This is a genomic window from Stenotrophomonas sp. 05L414_2 (assembly GCF_056397905.1).
Window position 1 is genome coordinate 1 of sequence record NZ_JBFTOJ010000050.1, and the last position, 15626, is coordinate 15626.

The 15626-nt window shown below is 67.0% G+C and carries 13 protein-coding genes; 3 read left to right on the forward strand and 10 right to left on the reverse strand.

Annotated elements, in window-relative coordinates:
• Positions 1-91: 91 nt before the first annotated feature.
• The gene (locus AC1DJN_RS09145) at positions 92-1867 is read right to left on the reverse strand and encodes an EAL domain-containing protein (protein WP_478039113.1); all 1776 of its coding nucleotides are present in this window, start codon (positions 1865-1867) and stop codon (positions 92-94) included.
• 4 nt (positions 1868-1871) lie between these two features.
• Positions 1872-3974: a sensor histidine kinase gene (locus AC1DJN_RS09150; protein ID WP_478039114.1), complete on the reverse strand. Its 2103-nt coding sequence runs from the start codon at positions 3972-3974 to the stop codon at positions 1872-1874.
• Positions 3975-4117: 143 nt separating this feature from the next.
• Between AC1DJN_RS09150 and AC1DJN_RS09155 the strand changes: the two genes are divergently transcribed.
• A complete protein-coding gene (locus tag AC1DJN_RS09155) occupies positions 4118-6877 on the forward strand; it encodes a bifunctional diguanylate cyclase/phosphodiesterase (RefSeq protein ID WP_025879118.1) in 2760 nt (919 codons plus the stop codon).
• Positions 6878-6987: 110 nt separating this feature from the next.
• On the opposite strand, the gene AC1DJN_RS09160 is transcribed toward AC1DJN_RS09155, so the two are convergent.
• The 7 genes from AC1DJN_RS09160 to AC1DJN_RS09190 all read right to left on the reverse strand — a co-directional run bounded on the left by AC1DJN_RS09160 (position 6988) and on the right by AC1DJN_RS09190 (position 11877).
• On the reverse strand, positions 6988-7515 hold the full coding sequence (locus AC1DJN_RS09160) for a hypothetical protein (protein WP_442252409.1): 528 nt from the start codon (positions 7513-7515) through the stop codon (positions 6988-6990).
• Between the two features lie 67 nt (positions 7516-7582).
• Positions 7583-7798 carry a hypothetical protein gene (locus AC1DJN_RS09165; RefSeq protein ID WP_025879121.1) on the reverse strand — a complete coding sequence of 72 codons (216 nt, stop codon included), beginning with the start codon at positions 7796-7798 and terminating at the stop codon, positions 7583-7585.
• Positions 7799-7896: 98 nt separating this feature from the next.
• Positions 7897-9087 carry a methyl-accepting chemotaxis protein gene (locus AC1DJN_RS09170; RefSeq protein WP_025879122.1) on the reverse strand — a complete coding sequence of 397 codons (1191 nt, stop codon included), beginning with the start codon at positions 9085-9087 and terminating at the stop codon, positions 7897-7899.
• 67 nt (positions 9088-9154) lie between these two features.
• Positions 9155-9790: a high frequency lysogenization protein HflD gene (hflD, locus tag AC1DJN_RS09175; protein ID WP_478039115.1), complete on the reverse strand. Its 636-nt coding sequence runs from the start codon at positions 9788-9790 to the stop codon at positions 9155-9157.
• A complete protein-coding gene (gene mnmA, locus AC1DJN_RS09180) occupies positions 9787-10929 on the reverse strand; it encodes a tRNA 2-thiouridine(34) synthase MnmA (protein ID WP_478039116.1) in 1143 nt (380 codons plus the stop codon). The genes hflD and mnmA overlap by 4 nt, the downstream gene beginning before the upstream one ends.
• Positions 10926-11387, reverse strand: coding sequence for an NUDIX hydrolase (locus AC1DJN_RS09185; RefSeq protein WP_025879125.1), 462 nt, complete (start codon positions 11385-11387; stop codon positions 10926-10928). Before AC1DJN_RS09185 ends, mnmA begins: the two co-directional genes overlap by 4 nt.
• 1 nt (position 11388) lies before the next feature.
• Positions 11389-11877 carry a hypothetical protein gene (locus tag AC1DJN_RS09190; RefSeq protein WP_478039117.1) on the reverse strand — a complete coding sequence of 163 codons (489 nt, stop codon included), beginning with the start codon at positions 11875-11877 and terminating at the stop codon, positions 11389-11391.
• Positions 11878-11990: 113 nt separating this feature from the next.
• Here AC1DJN_RS09190 and clpS point away from each other — a divergent pair, with 113 nt between their 5' ends.
• A complete protein-coding gene (clpS, locus tag AC1DJN_RS09195; protein ID WP_025879127.1) occupies positions 11991-12317 on the forward strand; it encodes an ATP-dependent Clp protease adapter ClpS in 327 nt (108 codons plus the stop codon).
• 46 nt (positions 12318-12363) lie between these two features.
• Here the strand turns inward: clpS and AC1DJN_RS09200 are convergent, their stop codons facing one another.
• Entirely contained in the window at positions 12364-13176 is an 813-nt protein-coding gene (locus tag AC1DJN_RS09200) for an APH(6) family putative aminoglycoside O-phosphotransferase (protein WP_280883743.1), read from the reverse strand.
• A 137-nt stretch (positions 13177-13313) separates the two neighbouring features.
• Here AC1DJN_RS09200 and clpA point away from each other — a divergent pair, with 137 nt between their 5' ends.
• On the forward strand, positions 13314-15596 hold the full coding sequence (gene clpA / locus AC1DJN_RS09205) for an ATP-dependent Clp protease ATP-binding subunit ClpA (protein WP_032974818.1): 2283 nt from the start codon (positions 13314-13316) through the stop codon (positions 15594-15596).
• Positions 15597-15626: the final 30 nt, after the last annotated feature.

Genomic DNA, 15626 nt, shown 5'->3' on the forward strand with positions numbered 1-15626 from the left:
GCACGGTAGTGCCGGCCGCTGGCCGGCAACCCGATGAACCTGGAAACCCCGCATCTGCCGGCCAGCGGCCGGCACTACCCGTGTGCGGGGTTCAGCGCAGCGGCGAACGATCCTCACCGCCGTCGGCCGGCTCGACAGCCGCCAGGCCACCGTTGCTGCGCCGCTGTTCCTCGTACGTGCGGAAGGCCTGGTGGATGTGCTTGCGCAGCTCGTCGTCGTTCCACGGCTTGGTCAGGAACCGGTAGATCGCACCGCGGTTGATCGCATCGGTCACCGTGTTGAGGTCGGTGTAGCCGGACAGCACCAGCCGGATCGTGTCCGGGTACAGCATCTTCACCCGGCCCAGGAACTCGGTGCCGCTCATGTCGCTCATGCGCTGGTCGGACAGGATCACCTGCACGTCGTTGATGGCCAGCAGATCGAACGCATCGCGCACGTTGCCTGCCGCCAGGATGCGGTACCCATCGCGGCGGAACAGGCGCACCAGCGAGCGCAGTACGTTCTCCTCGTCATCCAGCAGCAGCAGGGTGCGGTCCGRCCGGGTTTCGGCGAACGCTTCGGGACGCAGGTAGCGGCGGCGCAGGGTCATGCCGGCGGCATCGGCGGACATCGGTTCGCCGAACAGGTAGCCCTGGAACACGTCGCAGTCGTTGCGGCGCAGGAAACCCAGCTGTGCCTGCGATTCCACGCCGTTGGCGATCACCGTCATACCCAGCTGATGGCCCATCGCAATGATCGCGCGTGCGATCGCCGCTTCACGGTTGCCGGCCGGGGCGCTCTTGATGAAACTGCGGTCGATCTTCAGCTTGTCCACCGGGTAGCGCACCAGCGCGCTCAGGCTCGAATCGCCGGTGCCGAAGTTGTCCAAGCTCAGGCTGATGCCTTCGTTGCGCAGGTTGGCCAGCGTTTCGTGGACGAAGTTGACGTTGTTGGTCAGCGCGCTTTCGTTGATTTCCAGTGTCAGCATCTGCGCCGGCACGCCGGACGCCTGGATCACGCCCATCACTTCGGCAAAGAAATTCGGGCGCAGCAGCTGCAGGGTGGACACATTCACCGCGATGGTGAAGTCATCAAAGCCCTGGTCGCGCCACAGCCGGGCCTGCTTCAATGCACCCTCCAGCACCCACGTACCAATCTGCACGATGATGCCCAGGCGCTCGGCGGTGCGCATGAAACGCTCCGGTACCAGCATGCCCAGGGTCGGCGACTGCCAGCGCAGCAGCGCCTCCATGCCCACCACATGGCCATCGCGGGCACTGACCAGGGGCTGGTAACGCAGCTTCAGTTCGCCGTTGGGAATGGCATCGACGATCTGCCGCGCGATGATGCTCTCGCTGTGCGCGCTCGGCGGCGTGTCCACCGCATGGATGCGCACCGCATTGCCGCCTTCGCGGGCGGCCTGGTACAGCGCATCCTCGGCATGGTCGAGCAGGCGTGAGGCATTGCTGGCGTGCTCCGGGCACAGGCTCACGCCCAGCTTGCCGGTCATGAACAGCGTATAGGGCAGTACCGACAGCGGCAGTTCCATCTGCTGGCGGATCTCTTCGGCGAAATCCTCGGCCAGGGGCAGATCGGCGGTGCGCGGCACGGCAATCAGGAACTCATCGCTGCCATGCCGCCACAGCATGCCGCGTCCGCGCAGGTAGGACTGCAGGCGCTGGGCCACCAGCACCAGGGCCTGGTCGCCAACCTCCGCGCTCATGTTCTCGTTGACCGAGGCGAAGTGGTCGATGTCCACATGCATCAGCATCAGCGGGGTACCTCCGGAGGCGGCTTCGGCGACCATCGCCTGCAGCTCGGGGTTGCCGGCGCCGAGGCGATCAGGTGCATCATCGATGCTGACCGGGGGCAGGTTGGGGTTCCACATGGGCTCAGTATTCCGCTGACTCGACGGCCGCCGTAACAGCGGCCTGGTAAGGAAGGTGGACATCGACGAGGGTACCGGCGCCATGCGCCGACTCGATCCGCACGTGGCCGCCCACGCTCTGCGCACGCTCGCGCATCACGATCAGGCCCAGTCCGCGCGGGCCATCGGGGTCGAACCCTTCGCCATCGTCACGGATCATCAGGTGCAGCCCGCGCTGGTCGACATCGCGCAGCTGCAGCACCACCTGGCTGGCGCGCGCGTGGCGCAGCGCATTGGTCAGGCTTTCCTGGGCGATGCGGAAACAGGCCTGCTCGATGCTGTTGTCCGGGCGCGTGGGCAGCGATTCGATCTCGGCCTGCAGCTCGACGGTGGACGAGCGGAACAGCACGCGTGCCTGCCAGCTCAATGCCGCTTCCAGGCCCAGCGCATCCAGCTGCGGCGGCCGCAGCAGGGTGGAGATGTCGCGCAGCTTGGCAACGGTGGTATCGGCCAGGCTGACGATCTGCGCCAGGTCCTCGCCGCGCCGCTGCGCATCGTCCTCGTCCTGCGCCGCATAGGCCGACAGCTTGATCGCGGTGATCGCCTGGCCGATGTCATCGTGCAGGTCGCGCGAGATCGCCCGGCGCTCGTCTTCCTGCAGCGAGAACAGGCGGCCGGCCATCGCCTGCAGCTCGCGGTTGCTGGTCTCCAGCGCGCTTCGGGTCTGTTCGGATTCACTCAGGTCGCGCACGATCAGCAGCTTGCAGTCGCGGCCGCCGTAGCGCACGTCGCCCACCGCAATGCCAGCCTGGAAGCTGCGGCCATCGGCGCGCTGCATGGCCACCACGCTGCTGTGGCCCGGGCTGTGCTGCGGCTGCCCGGCGCGCATCTGCGCGCGCATCCGGGCCAGGTCGCCGCCTGCCACCAGGGCCGACAGCGGCTCGCCCAGCAGCGTGTGGCTGCCGTAGCCGAACAGGCCGGCCGCCCACGCATTGGCATACAGCACATGTTCGTCGGACAGGATCACCACGCCATCGGGCAGCACCCGCACCAGCTCGCGGAACTGCTCTTCGCGTTCGCGCAGCAGGCGCCGCGACTGCTCACGCTCGGTCACGTCCTGCAACGTGCCCAGTATCCGGTCACGTCCGGCTTCATCCACGCCGCTGGCGGCGCGCAGGTGCACCATCAGCGCACGGCCATCCATTGCCAGTACCGGCAGCAGCACGTCCACCTGCACCTGCTCACCCGAGCACAGCTCGGCCAGCACCTGGTCGGTCTGTGCGGCCGTGGCCGGGTCGGCTGCCACCAGCAGCTCGTCGAAACGGTGCCAGCGTCGCGCCTCGGGCGGGCGACGGCCCAGCAGGCGATAGACCTGGTTGGAGTAACGGCCCTGGCCGGTGGACGGGTCCAGCTCCCACGCGCCGATCCGGGCCAACTCGTGGGCTTCTTCCACGCGGGCCAATGCCTGGTCGCGCCGCAGTTGGGCCAGGTCTTCAGCGGTGCGGTCGATGGCGATCAGCAGGCGCRCAGTGTGGCCGTCGTAGTCGATCGCGTTCGAACGCAGTTCCATCTGCCGCAGGCTGCCATCACGCAGCTGCAACTGCGCGCGCAGGATGCACAGCTGCTCGGGCGCGCCGCGGATCTCCTCCAGCTTGGTCTGCAACGCCTGGTCCTGGCCGGGTGGCCAGAGCACGTCGATGGTCTGCGCCAGAAGCGCCTCGCGGTCCCAGCCGAAGGTGCTGCAGGCGGCCGGATTGGCATCGAGGATGGCCAGGCTGTCCAGGTCATACACCAGGATCGGGCCCGGGTTGCCCTCGAACATCTGCCGCAGGCGCAGTTCGGAGGCCTGCAGGCGGGCATGGGTGTGCAGCACGTGCTCGGCCAGCGGCCGCAGCAGCAGGTACAGCAGGCCGGCGCTGGCCAAAGCGAAGAACGCGCCCTTCATGCTCTGCCAGAGCGCCGCCTGCTGCGGGTCGGGCACCAGCGCGGTCACCGCGCCGTCGGTGGCGATCATCCAGGCCAGCGCCATCGCCAGGTAGCTCAGCACGATGCGCCGACGGTCGCGCCCCAGCGCCTGCGCCATCCGCGGGTCGGGAACAGGGGCGGTGCCGGTCGGTTCTACGGGCATGGACAGGGCAGGGAGGCGGGCAGGGAGAAGGGGTGCGGGCCATCTTACCGCGCAGCTGTGCCCTGGCCACTCAATTATCCGCCGCAGGCGCCGTTAACCACTGCGTGCCCCGCTGTCGGGCGTTTCATCCGGAGCAAGATCGCGTGGACCAAGGGATCATCGCCAGCCTGCTGCAGCATCCGCTCGCCTCGGCGCTGGTCATCGTCGACCGCAGCGGGCGCCCGCTCGCGGCCAATCCGGCTGCGCGCGAGCATGGCCTGCCGGCCACGGTGGCCGCCTACGCGCCGATGCTGGAAGACCTGCGCCTGCTGGCCGCCGACGGTGGCATCGTCGCGTGCACGCTGCCGGGCGGCCCGCGCGGCCACTACGATGGCCACCTGCGCGCCGTGCATGACGGCAGCGGCAACCTGCTCGCCTTCACCCTCAGCGTGCCCGAGCCGGTGCCGGTTGATGGTGGCGGTCGCTGGGAACTTGCACTGGACAGCGCCGGCCACAGCCTGTGGGACTGGGACATCCCCAGCGACCGGGTGGCGCGCACGCCCGCACTGGGTGAGGAAACGGCCACGCAGATACTGGCGCGCGTGCACGCCGACGACATCACCCAGGTGCGCGCCGCGCTGGATGAACACCTGCACGGTGACAGTGAGCAGTACAGTGCCCAGTTCCGCTTCCGCCAGGCCGATGGCCAGTGGCGATGGGTGCTGGACCGCGGCCGGGTGGTGGCCCGTACCGCCGACGGCCAGCCGCTGCGCATGGTCGGCACCCATACCGACATCGAGCAGCAGAAGCAGCTGGAAGCCCTGCTGCAGGAGCAACAACTGCATCTGCGCGAAGCCCAGCGCATCGCCAGCATGGGCAGCTGGTCGTTCGATCCGCACAGCCGGCAATTCTGGTGGTCGCCGGAACTGCGCTCGCTGCTGGCGCTGCGGCAGGACAGCATCCCTGGGCAGCGACGCTGGCTCAAGCAGCTGCACCCGCGCTCACGTGGTGCACTGCGTGCGGCCTGGCGCCGCCTGTGGCGCGATGGCCGGGCCGCCAACCTCGAACTGGAACTGACCCGCGGCAACGAACCCTCGCAGCATCTGCGGTTGTGGATGCAACCGTTGCTGGACATGGACGGGCAGCCCAAGCGCCTGCTGGGGCAGGTGCAGAACATCACCGAACAGCATCAGACCGATGCCCTCATCCGCTGGCGTACCGAGCTGCTCAACCGCGTGTCCGCGCTGGGGCGCATCGGTGGTTGCGAGATCGAAGTGGCGACGCGCAACATGCAATGGACCGAGGAGTGCTATCGCATCCACGGCCTGCGCAAGGAACCGATCACCCTCGACCAGGCGCTCGCGTTGTATGCCGAGGATTCGCGCGCGGCGTTTGAAGCCGCGCTGGGGCGCATTGCCGGTGGCGGCCTGCCGGAGCAGCTGGATCTGTGCTTCTACCGCCAGTCGGGGTTGCGCGTATGGGTGCAGGTGCTGATCGAACTGGACCGTCGTGATGGCCTGCCGCCGCGCTTTGTGGTCCTGTTCCGTGACATCACACGCGAGCGCGAAGCGAACGAGCGGATTGAACTGCTTGCCCACTACGACCTGCTGACCGGACTGCCCAACCGGGTGCTGCTGGGCGAGCAGACCTCCGAAGCCATCGAGGAAGCGCGCGATCGCGGCACCTCGCTGGCGATGCTGTTCATCGACCTGGACGGCTTCAAGAACATCAATGACAGCTTCGGCCACGCCACTGGCGATGCGCTGCTGAAGGCCGCCGCGACCCGGCTGCACCAGAACCTGCGCAACAACGACCTGTTCGGCCGCTTCAGCGGCGACGAGTTCATCGTGGTGCTGCGCGACCTGGCCGAACCGGAAGATGCCGGGCACGTGGCGCGCAAGCTGATCAATTCGCTGGCCGAGCCGCTGCGTCGTGGCGACACCACCTTGAAAGTGGGCGCCAGCGTGGGCATCGCCATGCTCGGCGAGAGCCAGACCGACTTCGATTCGCTGCTGCGCGCTGCCGACGCGGCGATGTACGCGGCCAAGGAAGCTGGTCGCAATACCTATCAGTATTACAGCCAGGACGCGCTGGCGCGGATCCAGCGCCGGCTGGAGATCGAGCACGGCCTGCACGGCGCCATCGAGCGCGACGAGTTCAGCCTGGCCTATCAGCCACTGCTGCACGCCCATCACGGCGAGCCCCCSGCWATCGAGGCGTTGCTGCGCTGGCATCGCCCGGGCATCGGCTACTGCAGCCCGGCAGAATTCATTCCGATCGCCGAAAAGTGCGGCGAAATCGTCCGCATCGGCGACTGGGTATTGTCCGAAGCCTGTCGCCAGGCAGCCGCGTGGGATCGTGCTGGCCTGCATTTCGAGCGCATTGCCGTCAACGTGTCGGCAGTGCAGTTGCGCGATCGTGGCTTTGCCGAGCGCGTGATCGAGATCTGCCACGCGCACGGCTGGCCGCCGCAGCGGCTGGAGCTGGAGCTGACCGAATCGGCGTTGATCCGTGACACCGACATCCTGCGCCACTGCTTCGATGTGCTGGAACGGCACGGCGTGCCGCTGGCAGTGGACGACTTCGGTACCGGCTTCTCCAACCTCAATTACCTCAACCGTTTCCCGGTCGGCCGCCTGAAGATCGACCGCAGCTTCGTGCAGGGCATGCTGCATGACTCGGGCACCGCCGAGGTGACCCAGGCCATCGTCCATCTTGGCCACGCACTGGGCATGAAGGTGGTGGCCGAGGGCGTGGAAACGCACCAGGAAGAGGACATGCTGCGCCGCCAGGGCTGCGACGAGATCCAGGGCTACCTGTACTCGCGCCCGCTCACACCGCGCGACCTGGCGCAGTGGCTGCGCCAGCAGCACCTCGCCCCAGGCCGCACCGATGCCGCCAGCGAAGTGATGCTGGCGCGCTGACATACTTATCCACGCATGGCGTGGATCTACTTCTGGGCAAGCCTGGGTGGGTGCCGACCGTTGGTCGGCACTGATGCCTGCACTCGCGGCCATCCACGCATGGCGTGGATCTACTGCGACGCGGCAACCAAGCGCTGCGGAAATTCGGAGCGAAGTCGTGCGCGTACCGCTTCGACCACCTCTACATAGCGTCGGCGCTGGATGAAATAGCCTATGTAGAACAGCACCAGGGCCACCAGCATCGGCCACGCAGCGGGTCGGACGAGGATGACCGGCACCAGCATCAGTGTCAGGCCCAGCGCGAACCAGCTGCACAGCCCGATCACCCGCACCTCCCTGCGCCGTGCATCGATCATCACCCGCCCGCGCATCAGCGGAAAGTAGCGACGGCCAACGCTCGGCACGAAGCTCTCGCGAAAGGCGATGCTGCCGTCCGGCAGCGCGCGGAACACCAGGCAAAGCCAGGTATCGGGCGGCAGGTCATGCTCCAGACCGGCCAGYGAAAGCTGSGCCAGCTCTGCCGGCGTAGCRGCGATKCGYTGGTTGAACAGCACGATGCCGGTGCGGAAGAAGAACGGCGCCCAGAGGGCCAGCAGCAGGAGTTCGATCAGCAGCAATGCGATCAGGGCGATGGCCATCGGTCTTCCATGAACGGGACCGGCGCATCATGCCACGTGGGCAGTTGCATCCACGCATGGCGTGGATCTACTTCAAGGCACTGCCATCCAGCCCCAGGTCCCACGCCAGGCCCAGCACGTCATCGCCGGCTGCCGGTGGGGCAGGGCGCGCGTCGGCCAGTTTCTGCAGCTCCTGGATTTCTTCGCGGGCCACCTCTTCCAGCTGGCGCAGCTGCTCACGTACGCCCGCATTGCGCGGGCGCTCGTTCTCGTTGATCGGGGGCAGGGCGCGGATCAGGGTCATGGTGCGCTTGCAGGATGCATCCAAAGGCGGGTCACACGCAAAGGCCCCGGCAGAACCGGGGCCTCGCACGCTGCCGGACGGGGCAGCGGACATCAGGATCAGAACAGCTCGACCGTACCGGCGCCCATGCTCTGCTGGGCAACCGGCTTGTGCGGCGGGCGCTCCCATTCGCTGCGCAGTTCGCGCAGGCGGTTGCCGGTGCGCTGCAGGGCAGAGGCGATTTCTTCGTCGAACACGCCGCCATTGCGATGCAGCAGTTCCTGCAGGGCCACCGCTTCGCGATTGATCGCGGTCAGGCGGTCCAGGTGGGTATGCACGCCGCCCAGGGCCTGGGTGGCGATGTCCTCGAACTGCAGGGCACGCACGGCTTCGGCCACGCTGCCGTCGATCGAGCGCGCGCAGTCGGACACTTCGCGCATGCCGTCACCCAGCGAAGCGTTGATCTGCGCCACGTTGTCCAGCATCGCCGCCGCTTCCTGGCGCGCTTCACGGGAGCGGTCCATATCGCGCGAGGCCATGTGCGAAACCGTCTCGCGGACCTTGGCGATGGCATCCTTGGAGCTGTGCGCCAGCTTGCGGATCTGCTCGTTGAAGGTGGTCGAACGCTCGGACAGGTTGCGGACCTCGTCGGCAACCACGGCGAAACCGCGACCGGCTTCACCGGCACGCGCAGCTTCGATGGCAGCGTTCAGGGCCAGCAGGTTGGTCTGGTCGGCAATCGACTTGACGTCTTCCAGCAGCGCGAAGATGCCATCCAGGTGCTGCGCCATCTGGTCGATGTGCTGCACGGTGGTGCTGCTCTGGCCGCTGACCTGCTCCAGCGCTTCCACCAGCTGTTCCATGCGGTGGCTGGCGTGCTGGGCGAAACGGGCAACGTCGAGGCCGGCGCCGCCTTCGTCACCGGCGCGGTCGACGATGCGTGACAGGGCCTGGCTCTGCTGGCGCGACTTGCGGTTCATGGCATCGAAGCTGCCGCCGAGGCTGGAGACGGCCTGGCGGATCAGGTCGCGGGCGCGTTCCACTTCGCCACGCGAACCGTCGATCTCGTTGCCGACGAAGTTGCGCAGTTCGGTCAGCAGCTGGTCCTGCTCACGCAGGACACGGGCATGTTCCGGGGAACGGTGCGCCTGGGCGCGGGCGGTCCACCACGCAAAGCCGAGCCAGCTCAGCGTCATCGTGGTCAGGATCGCCCAACGCAGGGCAACCGGCCATTCGAAACCGATGGCGAAGGGGAGCAGCAGGGTCAGAGCCAGGGGGGCGGCCAGACGGATGAAAATGCGTGAGTACATGGACGTTCTCGGGAGGTGCACGGAGGATGTATCGGCCGTACCCCCTTTCTCTTTAACGTCGATGTGCTCACTGAATGCGCCGGATTTCTGGCGCCGTCCGCCGGGCATCGGCCTCGACCATCGCCTTGCGGCTGAGCAGGAAGTCCCAGTAACTGCCACCCAGCTGCCGCCACAGTACGGCGGCGCGCACGGCGGCCAGCAGCAGCGCGCGGATCTCGGCCACCACGCCGGCCTGGCCCAGGTAATGCGGGTTGCCCTGCACCATGACCCGCGGCTTGAGGTGGCTGATGGTGTCTGCATACAGGCCGCCCAGSGCGGCCAGAACATCCGGGTGGCCGCTGTCACCCAGCTCGGTGGCCTGGCGCTGGGCGCGCTCGATACCCGAGGCGACCTTGTTCACGGTGGCGCCGTCCTGCACGAAGCGGCGCTCCAGCTGCAGTACCGACAGGGCCAGCTTGGGCAGGATCGGGTCCTGGCCCTGGCTGCGGAAATAATTGTGCAGCAGGCGCAGGCCGGATTTCAGGGCGTGCCGATCGCCAAAAACCGCCTGCGGCGAGGACGCATCGATGCGGAACACGCTGTCCACGGCAGTGCGCACGGCAGCGGCGTCGGAGTGGCCGGTATCGGCGATACGGCGTACCTGCTGCAGGGCCTGGGCAATGCCGGCCAAAGCCAGAACGCGGTCGTCGACAGTGAAACTCATGCAGCGATTACCTCAAAAGGAGAAGGGGTGGTGCGCAGGCGCTGTTCCAGCGGCGCGTCGGTGGCGGCGATCACCGCGCCACCCAGGCAGACCTCACCGTCATACAGCACCAGGGATTGCCCGGGGGTGACTGCACGCTGCGGCCGGGCGAAGGTGACCTGCACGCTGCCGTCGTCCAGCACGTCCACGCTGCACGGCTCATCGGGCTGGCGGTAGCGGGTCTGCGCGGCGCATTCAAAATGCCGTGCCGGTGGTGCGCCGGCAATCCAGTGCGCGGTCTCCGAGCGCAGCCTGTTGGACAGCATCCATGGGCTGTCACGGTCCTGGTCCACGTACAGCACGTTGCTGGCCACGTCCTTGCCGACCACATACCAGGGCGCGGCAGGGCGGCCGCGCACGCCGCCGATGTTCAGGCCTTCGCGCTGGCCCAGGGTGAAATAGAAGACGCCAGGATGTTCGGCGATCACGCTGCCATCGCTGGGATCGAGGATCTGCCCGGCCTTGGCCGGCAGGTAGCGCCCAAGGAACTCACGGAAATCGCGCTCGCCGATGAAGCAGATGCCGGTGGAATCCTTCTTGGCGTGGGTCGGCAGGCTGACGTCGCGGGCAATCCGGCGCAGGTCGCTCTTTTCCAGGTCACCAATCGGGAACAGGGTGGCCGCCAGCTGCTCCTGYCCCAGCTGGTGCAGGAAGTAACTCTGGTCCTTGGAACGGTCGGCGCCACGCAGCAGCAGCCACTGATGGCCGCGCTGGGCAATGCGTGCGTAATGGCCGGTGGCGATCCGCTCGGCGCCCAGTTCGCGGGCCGCRTCGAGGAAGTGCTTGAACTTCACTTCGCGGTTGCACAGCACGTCCGGRTTGGGSGTGCGGCCGGCGGCGTATTCGGCCAGGAAGTGCKCGAACACGCCCTSCCAGTATTCGKWGGAGAAATCGCGGAARTGGAACGGAATGCCCAGCAGTCCGCAGACCGCTACCGCGTCGCGGCGGTCGTCCTCGGCGCGGCAGTCACCGCTGCCGTCGTCGGCCCAGTTCTGCATGAACAGACCGGCCACGGCCTCGCCCTGCTGCACCAGGCGCCAAGCAGCCACGGAAGAATCCACGCCGCCAGACACGCCAACCATCACCCGTGGGCTGCTCATGCGACCTCCCGGACCAGTGCAAGCGGATAGCGCTGGCCGGCCAGGTAGTCGGCCAGCACCTGCCAGACCAGCGGGCTGCGCTGGCGTCCGGCGGCGGCCTGCAGTTCGGCCGGGGTCATCCACARCGCCCGATCGATGCCGGCATCCAGCGGCCGCGCCGGGTCGTGCGAGACCGGGCGCGCGGCATAACAGAAGCGCAGGAACGGGGTGCCGTCACCGGCGGTCCACTGGTAGCAGCCGATGAAGGCGGTCAGTTCCACCGTCCAGCCGGTTTCCTCGACGGTCTCGCGCAGGGCGGCCTCGGCCAGGCTTTCACCCGGCTCCAGATGCCCGGCCGGCTGGTTCAGCACCTGCCGGCCCTCGATGGTTTCTTCCACCAGTAGCACCCTGCCGCCGTCGACCACCACGGTGGCGACGGTTGCATGCGGTGCCCAGCGCGGGTCCGGCGAGGTGTTCAACTCAGAGATCGTCCTTCTTGGTCAGCTCCAGCTCCATCGCGTCGGCGGTGCGGATGGCCGCATCGATGGCGTCGCTGAGCTGGTCGGAGGTGGCGTCGGCATCGATCTTCACCACGAACATCGCGGTCGACTCCTGCTTCACCCAGCCGCCCATCTTGGCGTCCTGCGAATCTTCCAGCAGGCGGTTGGCCACGGCCACCGGGAACTGCTTGGTCTGCGAGGTGTAGCCCGGCGACCAGATCTCGCGGATGTTGTGGGTACCGAAGTCTTCCACCGACGAGCGCACATAGACGATCTGGGTGCGATCGCCTTCGACATCGAACACCATCTGGTAATCGCCGTCTTCATCGACCTCGTAGGTGTAACCCAGCTTTTCCAGGTGACGGGCAACGGCCTTGTCGGCCTTCGTGCTGTCAGTGGTGGTCGCAGCGCCAGCGGTGCYCGCGGCAGCCAGGGCGATCAGCAGAGCGGAGAGAAGGGTCCTTTTCATGAAGATCCTGTGAAACCAAGTGTGTGGGAAGGTGCAATTGTGACGGCGGGCGCCCGTGCCGTCCATTCCACGCGGGGCCTACGCAAGGCCGTCGCACCCCTTATAATCGGCAGATGCCTCGCGAGTCCGCCCCCGATTCCCACCACGAGCACGGCGTTGCCGTGGAGCCCGCGCGCCCGGAAGTGGCGCCGCCGCCCTTCTATCAGGTCATGCTGCTCAATGACGACTACTCCCCGATGGATTTCGTCGTGGACGTCCTGCAGCAGTTCTTCAACATGGATCTGGACAAGGCCACCCAGGTGATGCTGCACGTCCACACCCGTGGCCGTGGCGTCTGCGGTGTGTTCACCCGCGAAGTGGCCGAAACCAAGGTGGCCCAGGTCAACGAGTACGCGCGGATGAACCAGCACCCGCTGCTGTGCACGATGGAGAAGGCCTGATCCTGGCACGGCGTGCCCACCAGGGTGGGCACCTGCCAGGTTCGCGTCACGCCTCCGCCAGCGCCTGCAGGGCCATCACGGCCACCGCCTCATCGATGTCGGCCGGGTCACCATCATCCCTGAACCACACCGCTGACAGGCCGGCACTGGCCGCGATCCAGCGCAGCAGCCGCGTGCGCTCGAGATCGGCCAGCCGGCAGACCTGTTCCACCCGGGCATGGAAGCGCTCGGGCCGTGTTGCCACATGGATGCCCGGCCCGCACAGGTCCGGGTTGCTGAACATCGTGGTGTAGTCGAACGCGCGGTCGCCCAGCAACCGCTTCGGGTCGATCGCCAGCCAGCCCCGTGCGCCGAAATCCAGCACGTTGTCGTGGTGCAGGTCGCCATGCAGGGGCCGCATCTCCTGCTCGTCCTCCAGCAGTGCCATCGCCAGCGATCTGCACTGTTCCAGCAATGGCGGCAGCGGTGCCCTTGGTTGCAGCAGATCGGCGAACCATCTACGCAGGCAGACCAGATCTTCTGGTGGCGCGCTCCGTGGCCGGTGCAGCTGCTGCAGGACCTGGCACAGGATCATGGTGCAGGCGTCGTCCTCGCCCTTGATCGAGCGTTGCCGCAGCGAATCGCCGTGCGCCCGTTCGATCAGGATCGCCGGCCCCTCGTGGGCCAGCAGGCGTGCGGCACCGTCGCCGTTCCACCAGCGCAGCAGGCGATGGCCGTTCTGTTCCTCTGTCTCCGTGCTCACCTTCAACATGGCCGCCTCGCCAGAGGCGGTCAGCACCGGCCAGAGCCGGGCATGGGGGGTACGGATCGAAGGACCATCACGTCGCAATCGCCAGCGGCTCAGGTAGGGTTCGCTCATGTGGGTGGGCTGTCCTGGAGTGAACGATGATCAAGCGTTTGGTAGTGCTAACGCCATCTGAACGTCGCAATCCGCTAGGGTGATGGAAATCGTGTAGTCAGGCCGCATATTGTCTCCAACTGCCGCCGGAGTAATCCATGTTCAGCAAAGACCTCGAACACACCATCGGCCAGTGCTACAAGCGCGCCCGTGAGGCCCGACATGAGTTCATGACGGTCGAACACCTGCTGTTGGCACTGCTCGACAACCCGTCCGCCCAGGCCGTACTGAAGGCTTGTGGCGCCGACGCCGACCGCCTGCGCCAGGAGCTGGAGCAGGCCATCGAGGCCTCCGTGTCCCGCCTGGCCGAAGATGACGGCCGCGATACCCAGCCCACGCTGGGCTTCCAGCGCGTGCTGCAGCGGGCCGTGTACCACGTGCAGTCCTCCGGCAAGAAGGAGGTCACCGGCGCCAACGTGCTGGTTGCCATCTTCGGCGAGAAGGACTCCCACGCGGTCTATTACCTCAACCAGCAGGATGTCACCCGGCTGGATGTGGTCAATTACCTGTCCCACGGCATCGCCAAGCTGGGCGAGGAAGGCGAGCAGCCGTCCTCCTCCGAGGGCGAGGGCCGCATGGAGGGGGGCGAAGGCGAGCCCAAGGGCGATGCCCTGACCGAGTTCGCCAGCAACCTCAACGAGCAGGCCCGTGCCGGTCGCATCGACCCGCTGGTCGGCCGTGCCGACGAGATCGAGCGCACCATCCAGGTCCTGTGCCGCCGCCGCAAGAACAACCCGCTGTACGTGGGCGAGGCCGGCGTCGGCAAGACCGCGATTGCCGAGGGCCTGGCCCGACGCATCGTTGAGGGTTCGGTGCCGGACGTGCTGGCCGATGCGGTCATCTATTCGCTCGATCTCGGCGCGCTGGTGGCCGGTACCAAATACCGTGGCGACTTCGAAAAGCGCCTGAAGGGCGTGCTGACCGCGTTGAAGAAGGTGCCCAATGCGGTGCTGTTCATCGACGAGATCCATACCATCATCGGCGCCGGTTCGGCGTCGGGCGGCACCATGGACGCCTCCAACCTGATCAAGCCGGCACTGGCGTCGGGCGAGCTGCGCTGCATCGGCTCGACCACCTTCCAGGAATACCGCGGCATCTTCGAGAAGGACCGGGCGCTGGCCCGTCGCTTCCAGAAGATCGACATCGTCGAGCCGACCGTGGGCGAAACCTACGAGATCCTGCAGGGCCTGAAGTCCAAGTACGAAGCCCACCACGGCGTCACCTACGCCGATGAAGCGCTGCAGGCCGCCGTCGACCTGTCGGTCAAGCACATCGCCGATCGCCTGCTGCCGGACAAGGCCATCGACGTGATCGATGAGGCCGGTGCCCGCCAGCGCCTGATGCCGGAAGGCCAGCGCAAGGAGTTGATCGACGTCGAGGAGGTCGAGGCCATCGTCGCCAAGATGGCGCGCATCCCGGCCAAGCAGGTCAGCGCCACCGACAAGGATGTGCTGCAGCACCTGGAGCGCAACCTGAAGATGGTGATCTTCGGCCAGGATCCGGCCATCGGCACCCTGGCGTCGGCCATCAAGCTGGCACGCTCGGGCCTGGGCAATCCGGAAAAGCCGATCGGCAACTTCCTGTTCGCCGGCCCCACCGGTGTCGGCAAGACCGAGGTGACCAAGCAGCTGGCGCTGCAGCTGGGCATCGAACTGGTCCGTTTCGACATGTCCGAATACATGGAGCCGCATTCGATCAGCCGCCTGATCGGTGCGCCCCCGGGCTATGTCGGCTTCGACCAGGGTGGCCTGCTGACCGAGAAGATCGTCAAGACGCCGCACTGCGTGCTGCTGCTGGATGAAATCGAGAAGGCGCACCCGGACATCTTCAACATCCTGTTGCAGGTGATGGACCGTGGCGTGCTGACCGACACCAACGGCCGCGAAGCCAACTTCAAGAACGTGGTGCTGGTGATGACCACCAATGCCGGCGCGGCGCAGGCCTCGCGGCGCTCGATCGGTTTCACCAAGCAGGACCACGCCACCGATGCGATGGAGACCATCCGTCGTGCGTTCACCCCGGAATTCCGCAACCGCCTCGATGCGGTGGTGCAGTTCCAGCCGCTGGGCTTCGAACACATCCTGCGCGTGGTGGACAAGTTCCTGATCGAACTGGAGATGCTGCTGCAGGAGAAGCACGTCAGCCTGTCGGCCACGCCGACTGCGCGCGACTGGCTGGCCCACCACGGTTTCGACCCGCTGATGGGCGCCCGCCCGATGGCGCGGGTGCTGCAGGACAAGGTGAAGCGCCCGCTGGCCGACGAACTGCTGTTCGGCAAGCTGGTCAACGGCGGCAAGGTCAGCATCGACGTGCGCAACGACGAACTGGTGGTCGAGGCGCAGGCCGAGCCGGAACGGCTGTTGCCGGCCACGGTGGAGTAAGGATGTGCCGGGCAGCGCCCGGCAACGGAA

Bases quoted from the DNA above. Each gene is read 5' to 3' on its own strand.
- clpS (WP_025879127.1), top strand. From the start codon at position 11,991: ATGCCTCGCGAGTCCGCCCCCGATTCCCACCACGAGCACGGCGTTGCC.
- AC1DJN_RS09200 (WP_280883743.1), bottom strand. From the start codon at position 13,176: ATGAGCGAACCCTACCTGAGCCGCTGGCGATTGCGACGTGATGGTCCT.
- clpA (WP_032974818.1), top strand. From the start codon at position 13,314: ATGTTCAGCAAAGACCTCGAACACACCATCGGCCAGTGCTACAAGCGC.
- AC1DJN_RS09165 (WP_025879121.1), bottom strand. From the start codon at position 7,798: ATGACCCTGATCCGCGCCCTGCCCCCGATCAACGAGAACGAGCGCCCG.
- AC1DJN_RS09170 (WP_025879122.1), bottom strand. From the start codon at position 9,087: ATGTACTCACGCATTTTCATCCGTCTGGCCGCCCCCCTGGCTCTGACC.